The sequence below is a fragment of the Paracoccaceae bacterium Fryx2 genome, assembly GCA_032334235.1.
Lineage (GTDB): Bacteria > Pseudomonadota > Alphaproteobacteria > Rhodobacterales > Rhodobacteraceae > JAVSGI01.
On record JAVSGI010000005.1, the window covers coordinates 1,973,348 to 1,991,739 of the forward strand.

Genomic DNA, 18,392 nt, shown 5'->3' on the forward strand with positions numbered 1-18,392 from the left:
GTCACGTTCGCCATAATTCCCTGGCGGAAAGAATCCGCGCCACACCGCAGCGCCAAAACCCTGCCGCATTGCCCCGTCATAGTGAACCCAAGGTCGAAAGGACCACCAAGGCAGAGCAGAAGTGAGGAGCCGATGATGAAGAAAGAACGCCGCTGGCTGAAGTCGGTCCTTGCCGCAAGCACCGAAGCGCAGGTTGCCCTGCCGTGGCAGCGCAGCACCCGCCGCCGCCCCGAGGCGATGAAGCCGGAGATTCCGCAGAAGTCGCGCGCCGTAGCCGCGCGCTGATCCGGCACGGCCGGACGCCCATTTCAGAGGCCGGGGGCACCGCCTCCGGCCATGCGCTTTTCCAGACCGGCGATTCACCAAGGCGAATCACCGTGCCCCGGCAAGACCGGCCTTGCCGCCACATTTCTGCGAGCTTTCCAGCGCCCGAGGAAACAATTGCCCGCCCCCTGCCACATTGGCGACCACGCTGTGACGATTAAGAATTAATTTTGACAGCCCGCCCGAATTCCGACATCTTCTGCCTTACAGATGTCCCTCTGTGAAAACAGGCGAAGGCAGGTGCGGCAAGACCCGGGGCGAAAGCCCAAGGCACCCCTCCCTTCGCTCCGGAATGGCCCAGCAGGGCTGCTTCGGGGTTCAATGCTCGGTAAGGCGGCCTTGGTGCGTTCCTCTGACGTGCCGCGAAGGGGCCGCCTATCTGTACCAGCCACACCCGCCCGATCCCGCCGTGCGCCAAAATCCTTCAAAGGATTTTGCAAAAATCTTGCAACAAGATTTTTTGGCCCCGGCCCGACCGGCGGGAAACTACCTCAGGCGCTGCGCTTCAGCCGCGCCTCAAGCACGTCGAACGGCACGCCCGGCTGGTCCTTGGCGCAGCGGATCACCAGGCTGGTCTTGACGCTGGCCACGTTCTCGGCCGCCGTCAGCTGCTCGGTCAGGAAGTTCTGGAAGGTCGACAGGTCCGGCGCCACACATTTCAGGATGAAGTCGATCTCGCCGTTCAGCATGTGGCACTCGCGCACCAACGACCACGCCCGCGCCCGCGCCTCGAAGGCCGAAAGGTCGGCCTCGGCCTGGCTGCGCAGGCGCACCATGGCGAACACCTGCACCTCGAACCCCAGTTCGCGCGCGTCGATATCGGCGTGGTAGCCCTTGATGAACCCGGCTTCTTCAAGCGTGCGCACCCGGCGCAGGCAGGGCGGGGCCGAAATGCCGACCCGCTTGGCAAGCTCGACATTCGTCATTCGGCCGTTGGCCTGCAATTCCGCCAGAATATGCCGGTCGATGGGGTCGAGTTTCGATCCGGCCATGACCGTCTCCTTGATCGCACGTCGTTTTCGGGCGGACATTAGGATTTCCGCCCCCCCTGCGCAATATTGTTTCACGGTCACGCAACATTTTATCGCGCGCGTGCGGCCGGGGCGGCCAGCCAGAGTCCCGGGGGGCTTTCGCCCTCGCTGCCTTGCGCCTATATGATGCGCCACAGGAAAGACACCAGAGGCAAGCATGACCGCGACACGTCACACCAGGGTTCTGATCATCGGGTCGGGGCCTGCAGGCTATACGGCGGCGGTCTATGCCGCGCGGGCGATGCTGAATCCGATCCTCGTGCAGGGGATGCAGCCCGGCGGCCAGCTGACCATCACCACCGAGGTCGAGAACTGGCCGGGCGACAGCCATGTGATGGGCCCCGACCTGATGCTGCGGATGGAGGACCACGCGAAGGCGATGGGCGCCGAGGTGATCTCCGACATCATCCTGAGCCTTGACCTGCAGAACCGCCCCTTCACCGCGCAGGGCGATTCCGGCACGACCTACACCGCCGACGCGGTGATCCTGGCCACAGGGGCGCAGGCGCGCTGGCTGGGCCTGCCGTCGGAAGAAAAGTTCAAGGGCTTCGGCGTCTCGGCCTGCGCAACTTGCGACGGGTTCTTCTATCGCGCCAAGGAGGTGGTGGTGATCGGCGGCGGCAACACGGCGGTCGAGGAAGCCCTGTTCCTGACCAATTTCGCGACCAAAGTCACGCTGATCCACCGCCGCGACAGCCTGCGCGCCGAAAAGATCATGCAGGACCGGCTGTTCAAGCACCCGAAGATCACCCTCATGTGGAACCACGAGGTCACCGAGGTGCTGGGCGACGAAACTCCGCTTGGCGTCACCGCCGTGCGCGCCCGCAACGTGCAGACCGGGGCCGTCACCGATGTGCCCTGCGCCGGGTTCTTCGTGGCGATCGGCCACGCGCCGGCGTCGGAACTGGTGAAGGCCCAGTTGGAGTTGCATCACGGCGGCTATGTCAAGGTCACCCCGGGCAGCACGCAGACCTCGATCCCCGGCGTGTTCGCGGCGGGCGACCTGACCGACCACATCTACCGCCAGGCGGTGACAAGTGCGGGCATGGGCTGCATGGCGGCGCTGGATGCCGAACGCTGGCTGTCCGGAGAAAGCTGACCACCGGGCTGCAAGCCGGGGCGGGAAACCGTCCCAGGATCATGCCGCAACGCAGCATTTTCGACTTTTTCCGTCACGAGGCGACAAGATCGCTTGAATTCGGCCGTGCTGCCGGGGTATGGCGCGCAAAAGTGGTGTCTCTGCCCCCCGTCTGCAGAGCTATTGAAACAAGGCCCTCGCAATGTCCCTGCCCAATCTCGCTCCGATCCCGGAGCTTTATGTTTCCCATGACTCCGCCCAAAAGCTGAAAGTCGACGCTGGCAACCTGCCGTCCTGGGATCTGACCGCCCGGCAGGTCTGCGATCTGGAGCTGCTGATGAACGGCGGTTTCTTTCCGCTGAAGGGCTTCCAGACCGAGGCGGATTACAACAGCGTCGTCGATACCATGCGGATGGCCGATGGCGCGCTCTGGCCGATGCCGATCACGCTGGATGTGTCGGAAAAATTCGCGGGCACCGTCGAGCCGGGGCAGGACATCGCGCTGCGCGACCAGGAAGGCGTGATCCTCGCCATCCTGTCGGTCACCGACAAGTACACGCCGAACAAGGCGCACGAGGCCGAGATGGTCTATGGCGCCGACGATCTGGCGCATCCGGCCGTCAACTACCTGCACAACACCGCAGGCCCGGTCTACCTCGGCGGCCCGGTCACCGGGATCCAGCAACCTGTCCACTATGACTTCAAGGCCCGCCGCGACACGCCGAACGAGTTGCGCGCCTTTTTCCGCAAGGTTGGCTGGAGCCGCATCGTGGCGTTCCAGACCCGCAACCCGCTGCACCGCGCGCATCAGGAACTGACGTTCCGCGCCGCCCGCGAGGCGCAGGCGAACCTGCTGATCCACCCGATCGTCGGCATGACCAAGCCGGGCGATGTCGACCACTTCACCCGCGTGCGCTGCTACGAGGCGGTTCTTGACCAGTATCCGTCCTCGACCACCACGATGAGCCTGCTCAACCTTGCAATGCGCATGGCGGGCCCGCGCGAGGCGGTCTGGCACGGCCTGATCCGCAAGAACCACGGCTGCACCCATTTCATCGTCGGCCGCGACCATGCCGGCCCCGGCAAGAACTCTGCCGGGCAGGATTTCTACGGCCCCTACGACGCGCAGACCCTGTTCAAGGAACACGAGGCCGAAATCGGGCTTGAGATGGTCGATTTCAAGCACATGGTCTATGTGCAGGAAAAGGCGCAGTATTTTCCGGCGAACGAAGTGCCCGAGGGCGACACAGTGCTGGACATCTCCGGCACCGAACTGCGCCGCCGCCTGCGCGAAGGGATCGAGATCCCGGAATGGTTCAGTTTCCCCCAGGTGGTAACCGAACTGCGCCGCACCAGCCCCGCGCGCAACAAGCAGGGCTTCACGGTGTTCTTCACCGGCCTGTCGGGTTCGGGCAAATCCACCATCGCCAACGCACTGATGGTCAAGCTGATGGAAATGGGCGGCCGCCCGGTGACGCTGCTGGACGGCGACGTGGTGCGCAAGCACCTGTCGTCGGAACTCGGCTTTTCCAAGGAACACCGCGACATCAATATCAAGCGGATCGGCTATGTCGCGTCCGAGATCACCAAGAACGGCGGCATCGCGATCTGCGCGCCGATTGCCCCCTACACCAGCACGCGGCGCGCCGTGCGCGAGATGATCGAAGCCTTCGGCGCCTTCATCGAGGTGCATGTGGCGACCTCGGTCGAGGAATGCGAACGTCGTGACCGCAAGGGGCTCTACAAGCTGGCCCGTGAAGGCAAGATCAAGGAATTCACCGGGATTTCCGATCCCTATGAAGTCCCGACCAAGGCCGAACTGGTGGTCGATACCGAAAACGTCGATGTCGACCATTGCGCGCATCAGGTGATCCTGAAGCTTGAGTCGATGGGCCTGATCAAGGCCTGAGAGCCGCGACGAAAGCCCCCCGGGGCCGGACCTGTTCCGGCACCCGGGGTCGGCCAAAGACCCGCCCGCGCCCGCACAGGGAAACCGTGCTGGGTCTGGGCGGCGCAAAGCGATCTTCCCGACAGCGCCGAAACGCTGGACCTGACGACCAGAGGTGGCGCTGGTCAAGGTCGGCCACATGATCACCGCCCTGCCACGCCGCCCCGCCAGCGTGGCGGTCACGCTGGCAGCGGCGCGCCCGGATCGCGCGGTCGGACCGCAGCGGAGCCTCAGACCGCCGCGCGCCGGTCCTGCCGCGCGATGCGGGCCAGCAGGTAATCGACCTCGGCCCGCCCAGTGGCCGACAGCGCGGGCCAGGGCTTGCGCTGCGTGTCGGACGCGATGATTCCCCGTCGCATCAGCACATGCTTGCGCACCGCCAGCCCGATGCCCGGCTGCTGTTCATAGCGGATCAGCGGCAGGTGCAGATCGAACAGGTCATGCGCCGCATCGCGCGCGCCCTGCCGGTGCAGCGCGTCAAGCTCCACCAGCATGTCGGGAAAGCCATAGCCGGTCATCGCCCCGTCAGAGCCGCGCTCGGGTTCGAAATCCAGAAACAGCCCGCCGTTTGCCGTCAGGATGGAAAACGCCCGCAGGCTGCCCTCGGCTTGCGCCCGCCGAAGCGCCGACAGCTTTTCCAGCCCCGGCCAGTCCTCGGCCTTCAGCATCACGCAAGAGGCGTGCTCGGTCATGATCCGTCGGATGACGGCCACCGACATCTGCACCGTCAGCGTCAGCGGATAGTCCTGCAACGCCCAGGGCACATCGGCGCCGACCGCCTCGACCGCCTGCGCGAAATAGCCGGTGATCTGGTCGTCGGTGCGCAGGTGCGGCGCGGGCGCGATCATCACGCCTGCCGCGCCCGCCGCCATGGCCTCCTGCGCCAGCCGCCGCATCGCGGCAAAGCCGGGGGCCGAGACCCCAACCACCACAGGAATCCGCGACCGCCGCACCACCTGCCGCACGATGGAAAGCGACTCTTCGGGTTCCAGCTTCGGCGCCTCGCCCATGATGCCAAGGATCGTCACGCCGCTGGCGCCCGCCTCGTGGTAGAAATCGGTCAGCCGGTCGATGCTGGCCGTATCCAGCCGCCCGTCGGGGTGAAACGGCGTCGCCGCAATCGGATAGACGCCCTTCGTGGCGACCCCGAAACTCATTGCGCCGCTTTCCAGGCCGCATAGCGCGCCCGGGTCTCCTCGTTCATCGGGTAAAGGCCGGGCAGGGGCACGCCCCGGTCAACCTCGGTCATGATCCACGCCTCCATCCGTTCCTGCCCGGGCGCTTCGGCCAGAATGTCGTCAAGGAAGGCGGCGGGGATCAGCACGGCGCCATCCTCGTCGACCACGACGATATCGCCGGGAAACACCGCGACGCCCCCGCAGGCAATCGGCTCCTGCCAGCCGACAAATGTCAGCCCCGCAACCGACGGCGGCGCCGCCACCCCGTTGCACCAGACCGGCAGGCCGGTGCCCAGCACGCCCACCGCATCGCGCACCACGCCGTCGGTAACCAGCCCGGCCACCTTGCGCTGCACCATCCGGTTGCACAGGATATCGCCGAAGATGCCCGCATCCATCACGCCCATCGCATCGGCCACGGCAACGCAGCCTTCCGGCATCGCCTCGATCGCCGCCCGGGTCGAAATGGGCGAGGCCCAGCTTGCCGGGGTCGCCAGATCCTCGCGCGCGGGCACGAAGCGCAGGGTGAAGGCGGGGCCCACCACCCGTTCCTGCCCCGGCCGGATCGGCCGCGTGCCGCGCATCCACACGTTGCGCAGCCCCTTCTTCAGCAGGATCGTGGTCAGGGTCGCGGTGGAAACGGCCTTCAGCGCGGCAATGGCATCGGCATCAAGTGTCATGGGCTTTCCCTCGGAAGCTGGCGGTGGGTCACAGTGCGGCCAGCGGAAGGCGCACAGTGTCAGCTGCCGCCCCCTGCCCCGGTCAGCAGCACTTCTGTTCCAGATGCCACAGCAGGGCAAGTGCGTATCGACCCGGCCGATTCCCAACGGGAAGGCCGCCGGTGCGACTGCCTCGGCCGGGGATCTCCAGTCCCGCGCCGGATGTGGGCGGCGCAGGTTCTCCGAACGCGGCCATGACGCCGAACAGCCAGGCCGGGAAACCGTCGGCCGGCACCGCGACCATGAGCTTCGCATCGATTCCCGCCACCCCGGGTTTTCGGCGCGGGTGCCGGGCGACGGCAGCGCGAAAGCCCAGTTCAGGGCGGTGATGGCGCAGAGCCGATCCCGCGAATTCAGCCAGCCAGACTGGATGGGCGCAGGCTCGACCGTGCATCCGAAGATTTGCACGGTATGGGCAATCGATTCCGGACATACGACCCACAAGCCTTTCGGCGTGCGCCGAAACCGGTCCGTATGGAGGTTAAGAATGCCCGCAGGCCATCACCGCAGAAATCCGGCACGCTTTGTTCATGCAATGGTCAAACGACATACGCGGATGTGGTGGCGAGGGGGGGACTCGAACCCCCGACCCCGCGATTATGAGTCGCGTGCTCTAACCAGCTGAGCTACCTCGCCATCCGTTCGGCGGTAGCTAGTCAAGCCGCGCCGGGGCGTCAAGAGAGAAATCGCGTCGGTCAGGCATGGGCCACCCGGGGGCGGCCGGTGGCGGTGGCGGTCAGGGTGGCTTCGATGAACATCGGGCGGCCCTCGACCTCGGCCTCGCGGATCTGGCGGGTGGTGGTGATGTGGATGTCTTCGGCCCCGGCGCGGCGGGCGCGGGTGGCGGCGTCGGCGGCCAGCGCGGTGGCCATTGCAGCAAGGGCTGCGTCGCGGTCGATGAAATGGTGCGGCCCGTCGGGCAGATGCGCGGTGAAGCGGCCTTCGCCGGGGCTGCTGACAAGGCCGGTCGCACGCTGCGACACCTGCCCCACCACCGCGCCGATGGCATTGGCGACACCGGCATGTTCAGGCAGGATCATCCGGCAGCCAAGCCTTTCGCCCACCGCACCATAGTAGAACGGGGCCGACGCGCCCAGCCCGATCACCGGCACTCCCAGCCGCGCCGTGATCTCGACCACACCGCGATGGCCGGCCAAACCGGCGCGGGTCAGCGGGTGCCGGGCCAGCACCTCTGGCGGCTCGCCCACGAAACCGGTGTCTTCGGCAAAGGCGGCCTCCAGCAGGCAATCGACGGTCTGCGCCGTCAGCTGGTCGATGATCGCCTGCGCCAGCACCTGCGGGTCGGCCGCGAAACGCTCGCCCCGGCCGCTGCGGCGGCGGCCCAGCAGGCGCAGCGCCTTTTCGGCGGCCAGCGCATCCCAGCCGCCCTGCCGCCCCAGCACGTGGCTGGCGTCCGAAGGCGTGACACCTGCGATCATCACCAGCCCGCGCGCCACCAGCCGCTCCAGCGCCGCCACCTCCAGCCGCGAGGCGAGCGCCGTGGCCAGCGGCGCGGGGCCATCCAGACGGGCCAGCAGCGCCGCCTCGCGCGGCGAAAGCCCGCCGGGGTTGCCGCCCATCGGCAGCACGAAGCGCCCGTCGTGGTCGCCCGACACCTCGGCCGACAGCGCCCGGTCCAGCGCGGCATGGACCATCGCGCCATGGTCCGCCGCCATCAGCGCCACCGGGATCAGGCGGCGCGGGCCAAGGCGCAGGCCGCCCTCCAGCCCGCTGGTCAGCAGATGCACCTCGCTGTCACCGCCAAGGCCGGTGGTCCGCATCGCCACCGCCTCTACCATGGTTCGGAAGCCGCCGACCCGCGCGCCCTCGGGGTCGATCTCGGGCAACCCACCGCGCAGCAGGGCGACATCGGTGGTGGTGCCGCCGATGTCGGACACCAGCGCATCCTCTGCCCCCGTCAGCCAGCGCGCCCCGACGATCGAGGCGGCGGGGCCGGAGAGGATGGTCTCGATCGGCCTTTCGCGCACCATCGCGGCGGAAATCAGCGCGCCGTCGCCGCGCACCACCATCAGCGGGGCGTGGATGCCCACCTGTGCCAGATGCCGCTCGCACGCCTGCACCAGCCGGTCGATCATCCCGATCAGCCTTGCGTTCAGCACCGCCGTCAGCGCCCGTTTCGGGCCGTTGAGGTTGGCCGAAAGTTCATGCGAGCAGGTGACGGGCCGCCGGGTCACCCGGCGGATCAGGTCGCGCGCCGCCAGTTCATGGCCGGGGTTGCGGGTGGCAAAGCGGGCGGCGACGGCAAAGCCCACCACTTCTTGCCCGAGGCCGGTCACCGCCGATTCCAGCGCGCCCAGGTCCAGCGGCCAAGTTTCGGTGCCGGCATGGGAGTGCCCGCCGGGCAGCAGGATCACCGGATCGCCGCCCAGCGCCTCGGCCAGACCTCCGCGATCAAGGTCGGCAGCGTCGAACCCGATGAACACCAGCGCAACCCGGCCGCCCTGGCCTTCGACCAGCGCATTGGTGGCCAGCGTGGTCGACAGCGACACCATCGCCACATCGCCCGCCGCCACCCCGGCCCCGGCCAGCGCCGCATCGACCGCCCGTCCGATGCCCAGCGCCAGATCGCCCCGCGTGGTCAGCGACTTGGCCGAGCCGATCACCCGGTCGGAGGCCACGTCTAGGATCACCGCATCGGTATAGGTGCCGCCGGTATCGACCCCGAGAAAGAACGCCATGCCCGCCATCCCTGTTGCGCCCGCCACCCGGACCCATAGCGATTAGGCCGAACCGGCGCAGTCTTCCCCCCCGGATGCGACATTCCGTGTCGCGCGGGGCTGTGCGGCGCGGGCGGGATGTTCGGAGGACCTTGTGGTCGCGGCGGCGAAGTGGTCAGCGGCGGCGGCGGTGGGCGGGGGGGATGTGCAGCATCTCGCGGTATTTCGCGACCGTGCGGCGCGCCACCGGCAGGCCCTGCGCCGCCAGCGCCGCAACCAGGGCGGCATCCGACAGCGGCCGGGATTGCGGTTCAACCGCGACCAGTCTTGCCAGCGCCGCCCGCAGCGCCGCCGCCGACGGGCCGCCCTCGGCGCCGATGCGGACGCTGAACAGGTCGCGCAGCCACCATGTGCCCAGCGGCGTGTCGACCGAGGTGCCCGCCACCGCCCGGCTGACCGTGCTTTCATGCAGGTCGAGCGCGGCCGCAACCTCGGCCATGCCGAGCGGCACCAGCGCCGTCAGGCCGCGTTCCAGCGCCGCCTGCTGCCGCCCGAGGATGTCGCGCCCGACCCGCAGCAGCGTGGCATTGCGCCCCTCGACCATCCGGTCCAATGCCTGCGCCGCCTTCCAGCCCGGGCGCTGGTCGGTCAGGTTGGCACCATCCGCAGGGTGCACCACCAGCGCGGGCAGCGCCGAGCGGTTCAGCGCCACCTGCCAGCCCCCGGGCCCGCGCCGCGCGATCAGGTCAGGTTCGCGCACCGGGGCGGCGCCATGGTCGAACCGCGCCCCCGGCTTGGGGTCAAAGCTGCGGATCAGCCGCAGGCGGGCGGCGATTCCGTCCTCGGTCACGCCGCACAACCGCGCGAGCCGCGCGTGATCGCCAGCCGCCAGAAGATCGAGATGGTCCAGAATGCGGTCCATCACCGGGTCCAGGCAATCGGCATCCTGCGCCTGAAGCCGCAGGCATTCGGCCAGCGACCGCGCGAACAGGCCCGGCGGGTCGATGCGGTGCAGCCGGGCCAGCACGGCCTCGGTCTCGGGCAGCGAGGCACCCGCGTGCCGCGCCAGATCGGCCAGCGGCCTGCCCAGCCAGCCCGACGGTTCCAGCCCCTCGGCCAGGGCAAGCGCGATGTCGCGCTCGCGCCCCGGCTTCGTCAGGCGGGCGATCTCGGTCGCGACATGGGCGATCAGGCTGGGGGCGGGGCCGGGGCTGCCCGCGGCCAGCCCGGACCCGTCGACTGCCCCGCCTGCGCCTTGCCGGAACGCCTCGGACCAGCGCGGCAGCCAGTCGCCCGGCGAAGGCGGCGCCAGCGACAGGTGCGGATTGTCCTGGGCCTGTTCTTCAAGGTAGCGTGTCAGACCGGCGGCATCGAAATGCAGCACCCGCAGAGAGGCCGTCAACCCGAGGTTGAGGCTGAGCCGCTGGGACTGCGATATTCCGATCAGGGGTCTGGATTTCATATGGGCTTCCGGTTGTGTCGGCGCACCCTAGCCAGCCCCGGCCCGACACGCAACCGTGGCAGCCGACCCCATGGCCTTGGCAGCGCAGGCGGGCTATGACCGGGGTCCGTCCCTTGTGGCGGGCACCGGGGGCCGGCCCCCGGACCCCCGGGGTATTTGTGCCAACGAGAAACCGGGGGACGTGAAGCAGGAGAGACCGATGCAGTCTGACATGGTGCCACTGGTGCGCGATCTGGTGTTGATCGGCGGCGGACATGCCCATGCGCTGGTGCTGCGGATGTGGGGGATGGACCCGTTGCCGGGCGTGCGGCTGACGGTGATAAACCCCGGCCCGGTGGCGCCCTATACCGGCATGTTGCCGGGGCATGTCGCCGGACACTACGGGCGCGACGACCTGATGATCGACCTCGTGCCGCTGGCGCGCCACGCCGGGGCGCGGGTGGTGCTGGACCGGGCGGCGGGAATCGACCGGGCGGCGCGGCGGGTGCTGCTGGAAGGGCGGGGGCCGCTGCCCTATGACGTGGCCTCGATCGACATCGGCATCGGATCCGACCTGCCCGACCTGCCGGGTTTTGCCGAACATGCGGTGGCCGCCAAGCCGCTGGGCGGCTATGCCGAGCGTTGGGCGGCGTTTGTGGCCGAAGGCCGGGCCTGCCCGCGGCTGGTGGTGATCGGGGCCGGGGTGGGCGGGGTGGAGCTGGCGCTGGCCTCGGCACACCGTCTGCGGGGGGCGGGGGTGAGCCCCGAGGTGGTTCTGCTGGAACAGGCCGGGGTCGCCCTGCCCGGCATCGGGGCCGGGGCGCGGGCGGCGTTGCTGGCGCATCTCGACCGGCTGGGGGTGCGGCTGCTGACCGCGGCGCGGCCCGCACGGATCGAGGCGGGGGCGGTGGTGCTGGAGGATGGCCGGGTGCTGCCTTCGGATTTCACATTGTCGGTGGCGGGGGCGCGGCCGCAGGGGTGGCTGGCAGATACCGGGCTTGTGCTGACCGATGGTTTCGTGTCGGTGGGGCCAACGCTGCAATCATCGGACCCGGCGATCTTTGCTGCGGGGGATTGCGCGCATCTGGCACATGCGCCGCGCCCAAAGGCCGGGGTGTTCGCGGTGCGCGAGGCGCCGGTGCTGATGCACAACCTGCGCGCGGCGCTTTCCGGCGGGGCGATGCGGCGCTACCAGCCGCAGCGCGACTACCTCAAGCTGATCTCGACCGGCGGCAAGGGGGCGGTGGCCGACAAGGCCGGGTTGCGGCTGGACGGGGCCTGGCTCTGGCACTGGAAGGACCGGATCGACCGAAGGTTCATGGCGAAGTTCGCGGCTTACCCGGCGATGGCGGCCGCGCCGCTGCCCGCCGTTGTGGCGCTTGGGCTGCGCGAGGCGCTGGCGGGCGCTCCGCTCTGCGGCGGCTGCGGCGCCAAGGTGGGGGCGGCGGATCTGGCGGTTGCGCTGCGGGCGCTGCCCGCGCCGCAACGGGCCGAGGTGGTTTCGGGCCCCGGCAACGATGCGGCGGTGCTGCAGCAGGGGGCGGGGTTCCAGGTGCTGACCACCGACCATCTGCGCGCCTTCACGCTGGATGCGGGCCTGATGGCGCGGATCGCCGCGACCCATGCGCTGGGCGACATCTGGGCGATGGGTGCGGCACCGCAATCGGCGCTGGCGCAGGTGACGCTGCCGCGCATGTCGCCCCGGATGCAGACGGAAACCCTGCGCGAGATCATGACGGCAGCCGCGGCGGTGTTCCGCGAAGCCGGGGCGGATGTGCTGGGCGGGCACACTTCGGTGGGGGCGGAACTGACACTGGGCTTCAGCGTGACCGGGGTGGCCGGGCGCATCATCGCCAAGGGCGGGGCCCGGCCGGGCGACGCGCTGATCCTGACAAAGCCGCTGGGCACCGGCACCATCCTTGCCGCCGAAATGGCGATGAAACGGTTGCCGGGGCTGATGCTGGGCGAGGTGGTGGCGGCGGCCTTTGCGGGGATGCTGCGCCCGCTGGGGCCTGCCGCGGCAATACTCGCACCCGAGGCGCGGGCGATGACCGATGTCACCGGCTTCGGACTTGCCGGGCATCTGCTGGAGATGCTCGACGACTCGGGCTGTGCTGCCACGCTGGATGCGGCGGCGATCCCGCTCTTGCCGGGGGCTGAAGCTCTTGCGGCGGCGGGCGTGGCCTCCAGCCTCGCACCCGCCAACCGGGCGGCCTGCGCGCCGCGCATGGCATTTGCCGAAAGCCCGCGCGCGGCGCTGCTGTTCGATCCGCAGACGGCGGGCGGGCTGCTTGCCGCGGTGCCGGGGGCGCGGGCAGAGGCCTTGCTGGAAGAACTGCGCTTGGCGGGCGATACCGCCGCGATCATCGGCCGGGTGACGGAAGGGGCGGCGTTCGCGACCCTGATCGGCTGACGTTGTGGCCACCCTCTGCCCCGCGAAACCCCGCCAAAAATCTTGAACAAGATTTTTGCAAGATCCTTGCTTCAAGGATCTTGGTCCCGGCCCTGCCGCACGCGCGGCCGTCAGACGCCTTGCACCTGCGCCGCGATCCGCTCGGCCAGATCATCCAGCGCGGCGGGCCCAAGATCGTCGGTCGCGAAGTCCCGCCAGCTCCCGTCATCCGCCCAGCGGTCGCGGTGCTTGCCATAGCGCGGGTCATAATGGCGCTGCATCAGATCGGCCGCCAGCGCCCGGAACGCGCCCGCAGCCGCCTGCGCCTGCCAACCCTCGATCACTTCGGCGGCGTGCAGCGGTTTCAGCGCCGCGATGCGCCGGGCAAGCAGGTCGGGGTCGGCCACCAGATCGGCATAGGCGCGGCACAGATAGTCGGCCCGGGCCGCCACCGGGGCCGCCACGGCCAGCCGGGGAGCGGCGGTCATCGCCTTCCACAGGCCGGGCGGCAGGCGGCAATTGCCGATCTTCGACGATTCCGCCTCGATCACCACCGGGCGGGCGGGGTCGAGCCGCGCGATTTCCAGCGCCAGTGCGCCCTCGAAGGACTTCTGCGACGGCTGCCCCTCAGGATGGCCGCCAAACAGTGACCCGCGGTGCCGCGCCAGCCCTTCGAGGTCGATCACCTGTACGCCCCGCTTGGACAGAAGGGCCAGGATCTCGGTCTTGGCAGAACCGGTGTTGCCGTCGAGCACCAGCACCTTCGCCGGAAACGGCGTGTCGTAAAGTGCCTGCACCACCATCCCGCGCCACGCCTTGTAGCCGCCCGTCACGGTTTCTGCCCGCCAGCCGATCTGCGACAGGATGGTGGCGAAAGACCCCGAGCGTTGCCCGCCGCGCCAGCAATAGACCAGCGGCCGCCAGCCGCCCGGCATCTCGGCCAGCGCGCCTTCCAGGTGTTTCGCGGCATTGCGCGCCACCAGCGCCGCGCCCAGCTTGCGCGCGGTGAAGGGGCTGACCTGCTTGTAGATCGTGCCGACCCGCGCGCGTTCGGCGTCATCCAGCACCGGCAGGTTGATCGCGCCCGGCAGGTGGTCCTCGGCCCATTCGGCAGGGGAGCGCACGTCGATCACGGCATCGCAGCCAAGGCGGAAGATCTCGGTCAAGCTGGTGAGGGTGATGGCCATGCCGCCCTTCTAGCCCAAGCGCCGCCCGACCGGAAGCGTCAGATCCCCTCGCAAAGCCGGTCCAGCAGCGCCGCCAGCATCGCCTCGCAGCGCGCAAGCTGGTCAAGGCTGACATATTCGTCGGGCTTGTGGCCCTGCGCCATGCTGCCCGGGCCGCAGATCACGGTCGGAATGCCCAGCCGGGCGTGGAACAGCCCGCCTTCGGTGCCGAAGGCCACCTTGATCGTGCCATTCGCCCCGGTCAGCCCCTTGACGAAGTTCACCACCGCCGCATCGGACGGCGTGCCAAGGCCGGGGTAATCCCACAGACGATCCACCACGATGGCCGCCTCGGGGAAGGCGGGGCGCAGCGGTGCCACGATGCTTTCGGCCGCCGCGCGCAGATCGGCGATCAGCGCCTCGGGGTCGTCGCCCGCCAGCGAGCGGATCTCGAAATCCAGCGCGCAGGCATTGGGCACGATGTTGACCTGCACGCCGCCGTTCATCTTGCCGACATGCAGCGTGCTATAGGGCACGTCATAGTCGCCGTCGCGCAGGCCGGTCGCCGCGACGCGTGCCTGCAACGCCCGGACGGCGTTCAGGAAATCGGCCCCAAGATGCAGCGCGTTCAGCGCCATCGGGGCCAGTGCCGAATGCCCCTCGCGCCCGGTGCAGGTCGCGCGCAGCGCCACCTTGCCCTTGTGGCCGGTGGCGACCTGCATCCCGGGCGGTTCGCCCACGATGCACATGCGCGGCCGCACCGGCGCGGCCGCCAGCAGGTCGATCAGCGAGCCGACGCCAAGGCACCCAACCTCTTCGTCATACGACAGCGCCAGATGCAGCGGCACCTGCAGGGGCGGCGTGGCGGCCCGCAGCATCGCGACAACAGCACAGGCGACAAAGCCCTTCATGTCGGTGGTGCCGCGCCCGTAAAGCCGCCCGTCGGCCTCGGTCAGCGCGAAGGGCGGCCGGGTCCAGGCCTGCCCTTCCACCGGGACGACATCGGTATGGCCCGACAGCATGACGCCGCCCGCCCCTTCCGGCCCGACGCTGGCGTAAAGATTGGCCTTGCCGCCGCCCTCATCGGGAATCAGCACCACCCGCGCCCCGGCCTCCTGCAAAAGGTCGCGAACAAAGGTCATCAGCGCCATGTTGGGCCGCGAACTGACCGTGTCGAACCCCACCAGCCGTTCGAGGATCGCGCGCATCTGCATGTGGACCACCTTTCCGTTGCCCGCCACCAAAGCCGAAATCCGCGCCGACCGGAAGCCCCCGGCCCTGGGCTGCGCCCGCTGCCGGGGTTTGCATGACGGTACATGTCACGACGAACAGGCTTCTCAAACTCCGGGGCCGGTGACACATTCGCCCCAACCGCCTCCGTTGCGCGGGGCCATCACAGGACCTGACCCCATGACGCTCAAATCGCTTTCCGCCGTTCTGGCCACCGCAGCACTGGCGGCGCTCGCCTCGCCGGCCCCGGCACAGGACAAGACCGGCGCCAACGTCGATCCCACAGGCGTCGGCACCAGGGGTGCGGTGTCGCAACTGGCGCTGGCGCAGCAGCTTTATGCCCTCGGCCTGGCCGACAAGGATGCGCTGACCGTGCTGACCGCCGCGAAACTGGCCGGTTCGGTCGAGATCGCCAGCGTCGAGCGCAAGAAGGAAACGAAGGGCGATGCCGCTGCCGAAGAGGCCGACACGAGCGATGCGCCGGTGGACGCCGCAACGATGCTGGCCTCGGCCAGAACCCTTGCGGGCGAAGATGAAACCCTGATCGGCCTGATCGAGGTTGCCGGGGCCGAAGGCTCGCGCGGGCGCATCGGCGGGGCATCCAGCACCCTTTCGCGCCTTCCTGCCGGACAATCCGACGTGTGGGAAGTGCCGTTCTTCGGCAACTCGCTGGCCGAAGTCGCCGTTCTGGGCGACGGCGATGCCGACCTCGACGTGCTGGTCGCCGACGAGAACGGCAACGCGATCTGCGTCGAAACCGGTTCTTCCGACACGGTCTATTGCGATTTCGTGCCGTCGTGGAACGGCTACTTCCACGTGACCGTCACGAACACCGGAAACCGCCGCAACAGCTATGACCTTGTCACGAACTGATGTCGGACCTCGGGTGGGGCCGTCGGGCACTGGCCGACGTGCTTTGCGCCAGCGGCCGGAACCGGGGGTTTCACACCCCCGGACCCCCGTGGGATATTTGGGAACAGAAGAAGCCGGGCTTTCCGCAGGGAGCGTCACCCTTTTGCCAGCCTGCGCGCCCGCTCCGATCCGCGACCGGTTCAAGACTGCACCCGGTGCCGTGTCGCTCAGGGCAGCACCTTGCCCGGATTCATCAGGTTGCGGGGGTCGAGCGTCGCCTTCAGCGCCGCCATGACCGACAGCGCCACAGGATCCTTGCGCCGCGCCATCGAGGGGCGTTTCGACAGGCCGACACCGTGTTCCGCCGAGAAGCTGCCGCCCAGTTCCGCCACCACATCCTCGATCGTGCTGACGATGCGGTCATCCAGTGTGGCGTCGGCAGCCGAGGGGAAGACGGTGAAATGCAGGTTGCCGTCGCCCAGATGCGCCACGGTCAGCGTGTCGGCCCCGGCATCAAGCAGAGGCACGCGGGCGTGGATGCGGGTCAGGAAGGTTTCCACCGCTTCCAGCGGCACCGCCACGTCGGTGTCGATCAGCGGCTTGCGCGCGAAGGTGATCTGCGCCGCCGCCTCGCGCCGGTCCCACATGGCGCGGCGCTGGCTTTCCGATTGCGCCACGACCGCGTCCAGCACCAGACCCTCGTCCATCATCGCGGCCAGGCTGTCCTGCAGCAGGCCGGTCACGGCCAGCGTGCCGTCGGGCAACGGGGCGGCGTCGCGGGGGGCGGTGGCGCCGACCTCGACCAGGATCGTCACGTCATGGGTCTGCGCGAAGGGCGGCCGCAGGTCGGGCCGGGCCTCGGCCAGGCGCTGCATGTAGCTGCGGGGCATGAACTCGAACGCCTCGACCGCGCCGCCGGTCGCGGCCTGCAAGCGGTTCAGCAGCATCAGCGCGTCGGGCAGCGAGCGCAGCGCCAGCGTCGCCGTGGCGTAGGCCAGCGGCCGGGGCACCAGTTTCATCACAGCGGCGGTGATCACGCCCAGCGTGCCTTCGGCGCCGATGAACAGGTTCTTCAGGTCGTAGCCGGAATTGTCCTTGTGCAGTTCGGACATCAGGTTCAGCACCCGCCCGTCGGCCAGCACCACCTCCAGCCCCAGACAGAGCGCCCGGGTCGAGCCGTAGCGCAGCACGTTCGACCCGCCCGCGTTGGTGGCCAGCACGCCGCCGATGGTGGCGGACCCGCGCGCCCCGAACCACAGCGGAAAATAAAGCCCCTCCGCCTCGGCGGCCTCGTGCAGGCGGGCCAGCACCACGCCCGCCTCGACCACCGCCAGCCGCGACTGCGCGCGGATCTCGCGGATGCGGTTCATCCGTTCCAGACTGAGCATCAGACCGCCGTCGGTCATCGCGCCGCCGGTCAGCCCGGTCAGGCCGCCCACCGGCACAACCGGCACCCCCGCCTCTGCACAGGCCCGCAGCACGCAGGCAACCCCGGCCGTGTCGGCGGGGCGGGCCACGGCGCAGGGCCGGGCGGTGTATTTCCCGGTCCAGTCCGGGCAATAGCGCGCCATGTCGGCCCCGGTCAGCACATGGGACGGGCCCAGCAGGACGGCAAGGCGGGTCACAAGATCCATCGGCATTCTCCAGGTCTGGGGGCACTGTTTCAAATCCCCCGCCCGGATGCCAGAGCCATCAGCCCGGCACGCGGTCCAGCAGCGCCAGCACCTTCGGCCCCAGCGCCTCGACCAGTCTTGCCACGCCTGCGGCATTGGGGTGGATGCCGTCGCCCTGCATCAGCGCGGTGTCCACCAGCCCCGAGTCCTGCCGGATCAGCGGCTGGAAATAGTCGGCCTCCAGTTCCGCGCCATAGCGCTCCGCAAGATCGGGATAGATGGCGTCGAACGCGATCTTGTAATCGGCACCGTAGTTGCCCGGTGCGCGCAGGCCGACCAGCAGCACCGGCAGGCCGCGAGCCTTGGCCTCGGCCAGTATCGCCTCCAGATTGGCGCGGCTGTTGTCCGGGTCGATGCCGCGCAGCAGGTCGTTGCCGCCAAGGTTGACGATCATCGCATCGACCTCCGGCGTCAGGCTCCAGTCCAGCCGCGACAGGCCGCCCGCCGTCGTATCGCCGGAAACGCCGGCATTCAGCACCGTGACCTCTGCCCCCTGCCCTGCCAGCCATGCCTGCAATTGCGGCACGAAACCTTCCTCCACCGGCAGGCCGTAGCCCTGCGTCAGGCTGTCGCCCAGCGCCAGCAGCGTCGCCGGTTCCGCCATCGCCGCCGAGGCGCACAGACTTAACCCCATTGTGATGTTGCGCATTCCCCGCCACGCCCCATATCCAAGGGCTAGGCA

At 69.1% G+C, this 18,392-nt stretch carries 14 protein-coding genes and 1 tRNA gene; 5 read left to right on the forward strand and 10 right to left on the reverse strand.

What is annotated here, in order from left to right:
• The first annotated feature begins 135 nt into the window (after positions 1-135).
• The gene (locus tag RNZ50_18815; GenBank protein ID MDT8857046.1) at positions 136-285 is read left to right on the forward strand and encodes a hypothetical protein; all 150 of its coding nucleotides are present in this window, start codon (positions 136-138) and stop codon (positions 283-285) included.
• A 530-nt stretch (positions 286-815) separates the two neighbouring features.
• Here the strand turns inward: RNZ50_18815 and RNZ50_18820 are convergent.
• Positions 816-1,316, reverse strand: a complete 501-nt coding sequence (locus tag RNZ50_18820) for an Lrp/AsnC family transcriptional regulator (protein MDT8857047.1) — start codon at positions 1,314-1,316, stop codon at positions 816-818.
• Between the two features lie 196 nt (positions 1,317-1,512).
• Here RNZ50_18820 and trxB point away from each other — a divergent pair, with 196 nt between their 5' ends.
• A complete protein-coding gene (gene trxB / locus RNZ50_18825; GenBank protein MDT8857048.1) occupies positions 1,513-2,454 on the forward strand; it encodes a thioredoxin-disulfide reductase in 942 nt (313 codons plus the stop codon).
• 181 nt (positions 2,455-2,635) lie between these two features.
• Complete coding sequence (locus RNZ50_18830; GenBank protein MDT8857049.1) at positions 2,636-4,342, forward strand: bifunctional sulfate adenylyltransferase/adenylylsulfate kinase; 1,707 nt, start codon at positions 2,636-2,638, stop codon at positions 4,340-4,342.
• 269 nt (positions 4,343-4,611) lie between these two features.
• Here the strand turns inward: RNZ50_18830 and RNZ50_18835 are convergent, their stop codons facing one another.
• The 5 genes from RNZ50_18835 to rpoN all read right to left on the reverse strand — a co-directional run bounded on the left by RNZ50_18835 (position 4,612) and on the right by rpoN (position 10,418).
• On the reverse strand, positions 4,612-5,538 hold the full coding sequence (locus RNZ50_18835; protein ID MDT8857050.1) for a dihydrodipicolinate synthase family protein: 927 nt from the start codon (positions 5,536-5,538) through the stop codon (positions 4,612-4,614).
• Positions 5,535-6,239, reverse strand: coding sequence for a ribonuclease activity regulator RraA (locus tag RNZ50_18840; protein MDT8857051.1), 705 nt, complete (start codon positions 6,237-6,239; stop codon positions 5,535-5,537). The genes RNZ50_18835 and RNZ50_18840 overlap by 4 nt, the downstream gene beginning before the upstream one ends.
• Before the next feature lie 598 nt (positions 6,240-6,837).
• Positions 6,838-6,914, reverse strand: a tRNA-Met gene (locus RNZ50_18845).
• 59 nt (positions 6,915-6,973) lie between these two features.
• The gene (locus RNZ50_18850) at positions 6,974-8,977 is read right to left on the reverse strand and encodes a hydantoinase/oxoprolinase family protein (GenBank protein ID MDT8857052.1); all 2,004 of its coding nucleotides are present in this window, start codon (positions 8,975-8,977) and stop codon (positions 6,974-6,976) included.
• Positions 8,978-9,131: 154 nt separating this feature from the next.
• Positions 9,132-10,418, reverse strand: a complete 1,287-nt coding sequence (rpoN, locus tag RNZ50_18855; protein MDT8857053.1) for an RNA polymerase factor sigma-54 — start codon at positions 10,416-10,418, stop codon at positions 9,132-9,134.
• Positions 10,419-10,617: 199 nt separating this feature from the next.
• Here rpoN and selD point away from each other — a divergent pair, with 199 nt between their 5' ends.
• On the forward strand, positions 10,618-12,810 hold the full coding sequence (gene selD / locus RNZ50_18860) for a selenide, water dikinase SelD (GenBank protein ID MDT8857054.1): 2,193 nt from the start codon (positions 10,618-10,620) through the stop codon (positions 12,808-12,810).
• 110 nt (positions 12,811-12,920) lie between these two features.
• Here the strand turns inward: selD and mnmH are convergent, their stop codons facing one another.
• Positions 12,921-13,976, reverse strand: a complete 1,056-nt coding sequence (gene mnmH / locus RNZ50_18865) for a tRNA 2-selenouridine(34) synthase MnmH (GenBank protein MDT8857055.1) — start codon at positions 13,974-13,976, stop codon at positions 12,921-12,923.
• A 38-nt stretch (positions 13,977-14,014) separates the two neighbouring features.
• Entirely contained in the window at positions 14,015-15,169 is a 1,155-nt protein-coding gene (argE, locus tag RNZ50_18870) for an acetylornithine deacetylase (GenBank protein MDT8857056.1), read from the reverse strand.
• A gap of 196 nt (positions 15,170-15,365) precedes the next feature.
• On the opposite strand from argE, the gene RNZ50_18875 reads away from it, so the two are divergent.
• Entirely contained in the window at positions 15,366-16,058 is a 693-nt protein-coding gene (locus RNZ50_18875; GenBank protein MDT8857057.1) for a hypothetical protein, read from the forward strand.
• Positions 16,059-16,264: 206 nt separating this feature from the next.
• On the opposite strand, the gene RNZ50_18880 is transcribed toward RNZ50_18875, so the two are convergent.
• Positions 16,265-17,671, reverse strand: a complete 1,407-nt coding sequence (locus RNZ50_18880) for an FAD-binding oxidoreductase (protein ID MDT8857058.1) — start codon at positions 17,669-17,671, stop codon at positions 16,265-16,267.
• A gap of 58 nt (positions 17,672-17,729) precedes the next feature.
• Complete coding sequence (locus RNZ50_18885) at positions 17,730-18,359, reverse strand: arylesterase (protein ID MDT8857059.1); 630 nt, start codon at positions 18,357-18,359, stop codon at positions 17,730-17,732.
• Positions 18,360-18,392: the final 33 nt, after the last annotated feature.

Excerpts from the sequence above, each read along its gene's own strand:
- RNZ50_18815 (MDT8857046.1), top strand. The coding sequence starts at position 136 with ATGAAGAAAGAACGCCGCTGGCTGAAGTCGGTCCTTGCCGCAAGCACC.
- RNZ50_18820 (MDT8857047.1), bottom strand. The coding sequence starts at position 1,316 with ATGGCCGGATCGAAACTCGACCCCATCGACCGGCATATTCTGGCGGAA.
- trxB (MDT8857048.1), top strand. The coding sequence starts at position 1,513 with ATGACCGCGACACGTCACACCAGGGTTCTGATCATCGGGTCGGGGCCT.
- RNZ50_18830 (MDT8857049.1), top strand. The coding sequence starts at position 2,636 with ATGTCCCTGCCCAATCTCGCTCCGATCCCGGAGCTTTATGTTTCCCAT.
- RNZ50_18835 (MDT8857050.1), bottom strand. The coding sequence starts at position 5,538 with ATGAGTTTCGGGGTCGCCACGAAGGGCGTCTATCCGATTGCGGCGACG.
- RNZ50_18840 (MDT8857051.1), bottom strand. The coding sequence starts at position 6,239 with ATGACACTTGATGCCGATGCCATTGCCGCGCTGAAGGCCGTTTCCACC.
- RNZ50_18850 (MDT8857052.1), bottom strand. The coding sequence starts at position 8,977 with ATGGCGTTCTTTCTCGGGGTCGATACCGGCGGCACCTATACCGATGCG.
- rpoN (MDT8857053.1), bottom strand. The coding sequence starts at position 10,418 with ATGAAATCCAGACCCCTGATCGGAATATCGCAGTCCCAGCGGCTCAGC.
- selD (MDT8857054.1), top strand. The coding sequence starts at position 10,618 with ATGCAGTCTGACATGGTGCCACTGGTGCGCGATCTGGTGTTGATCGGC.
- mnmH (MDT8857055.1), bottom strand. The coding sequence starts at position 13,976 with ATGGCCATCACCCTCACCAGCTTGACCGAGATCTTCCGCCTTGGCTGC.
- argE (MDT8857056.1), bottom strand. The coding sequence starts at position 15,169 with ATGCAGATGCGCGCGATCCTCGAACGGCTGGTGGGGTTCGACACGGTC.
- RNZ50_18875 (MDT8857057.1), top strand. The coding sequence starts at position 15,366 with ATGACGCTCAAATCGCTTTCCGCCGTTCTGGCCACCGCAGCACTGGCG.
- RNZ50_18880 (MDT8857058.1), bottom strand. The coding sequence starts at position 17,671 with ATGGATCTTGTGACCCGCCTTGCCGTCCTGCTGGGCCCGTCCCATGTG.
- RNZ50_18885 (MDT8857059.1), bottom strand. The coding sequence starts at position 18,359 with ATGCGCAACATCACAATGGGGTTAAGTCTGTGCGCCTCGGCGGCGATG.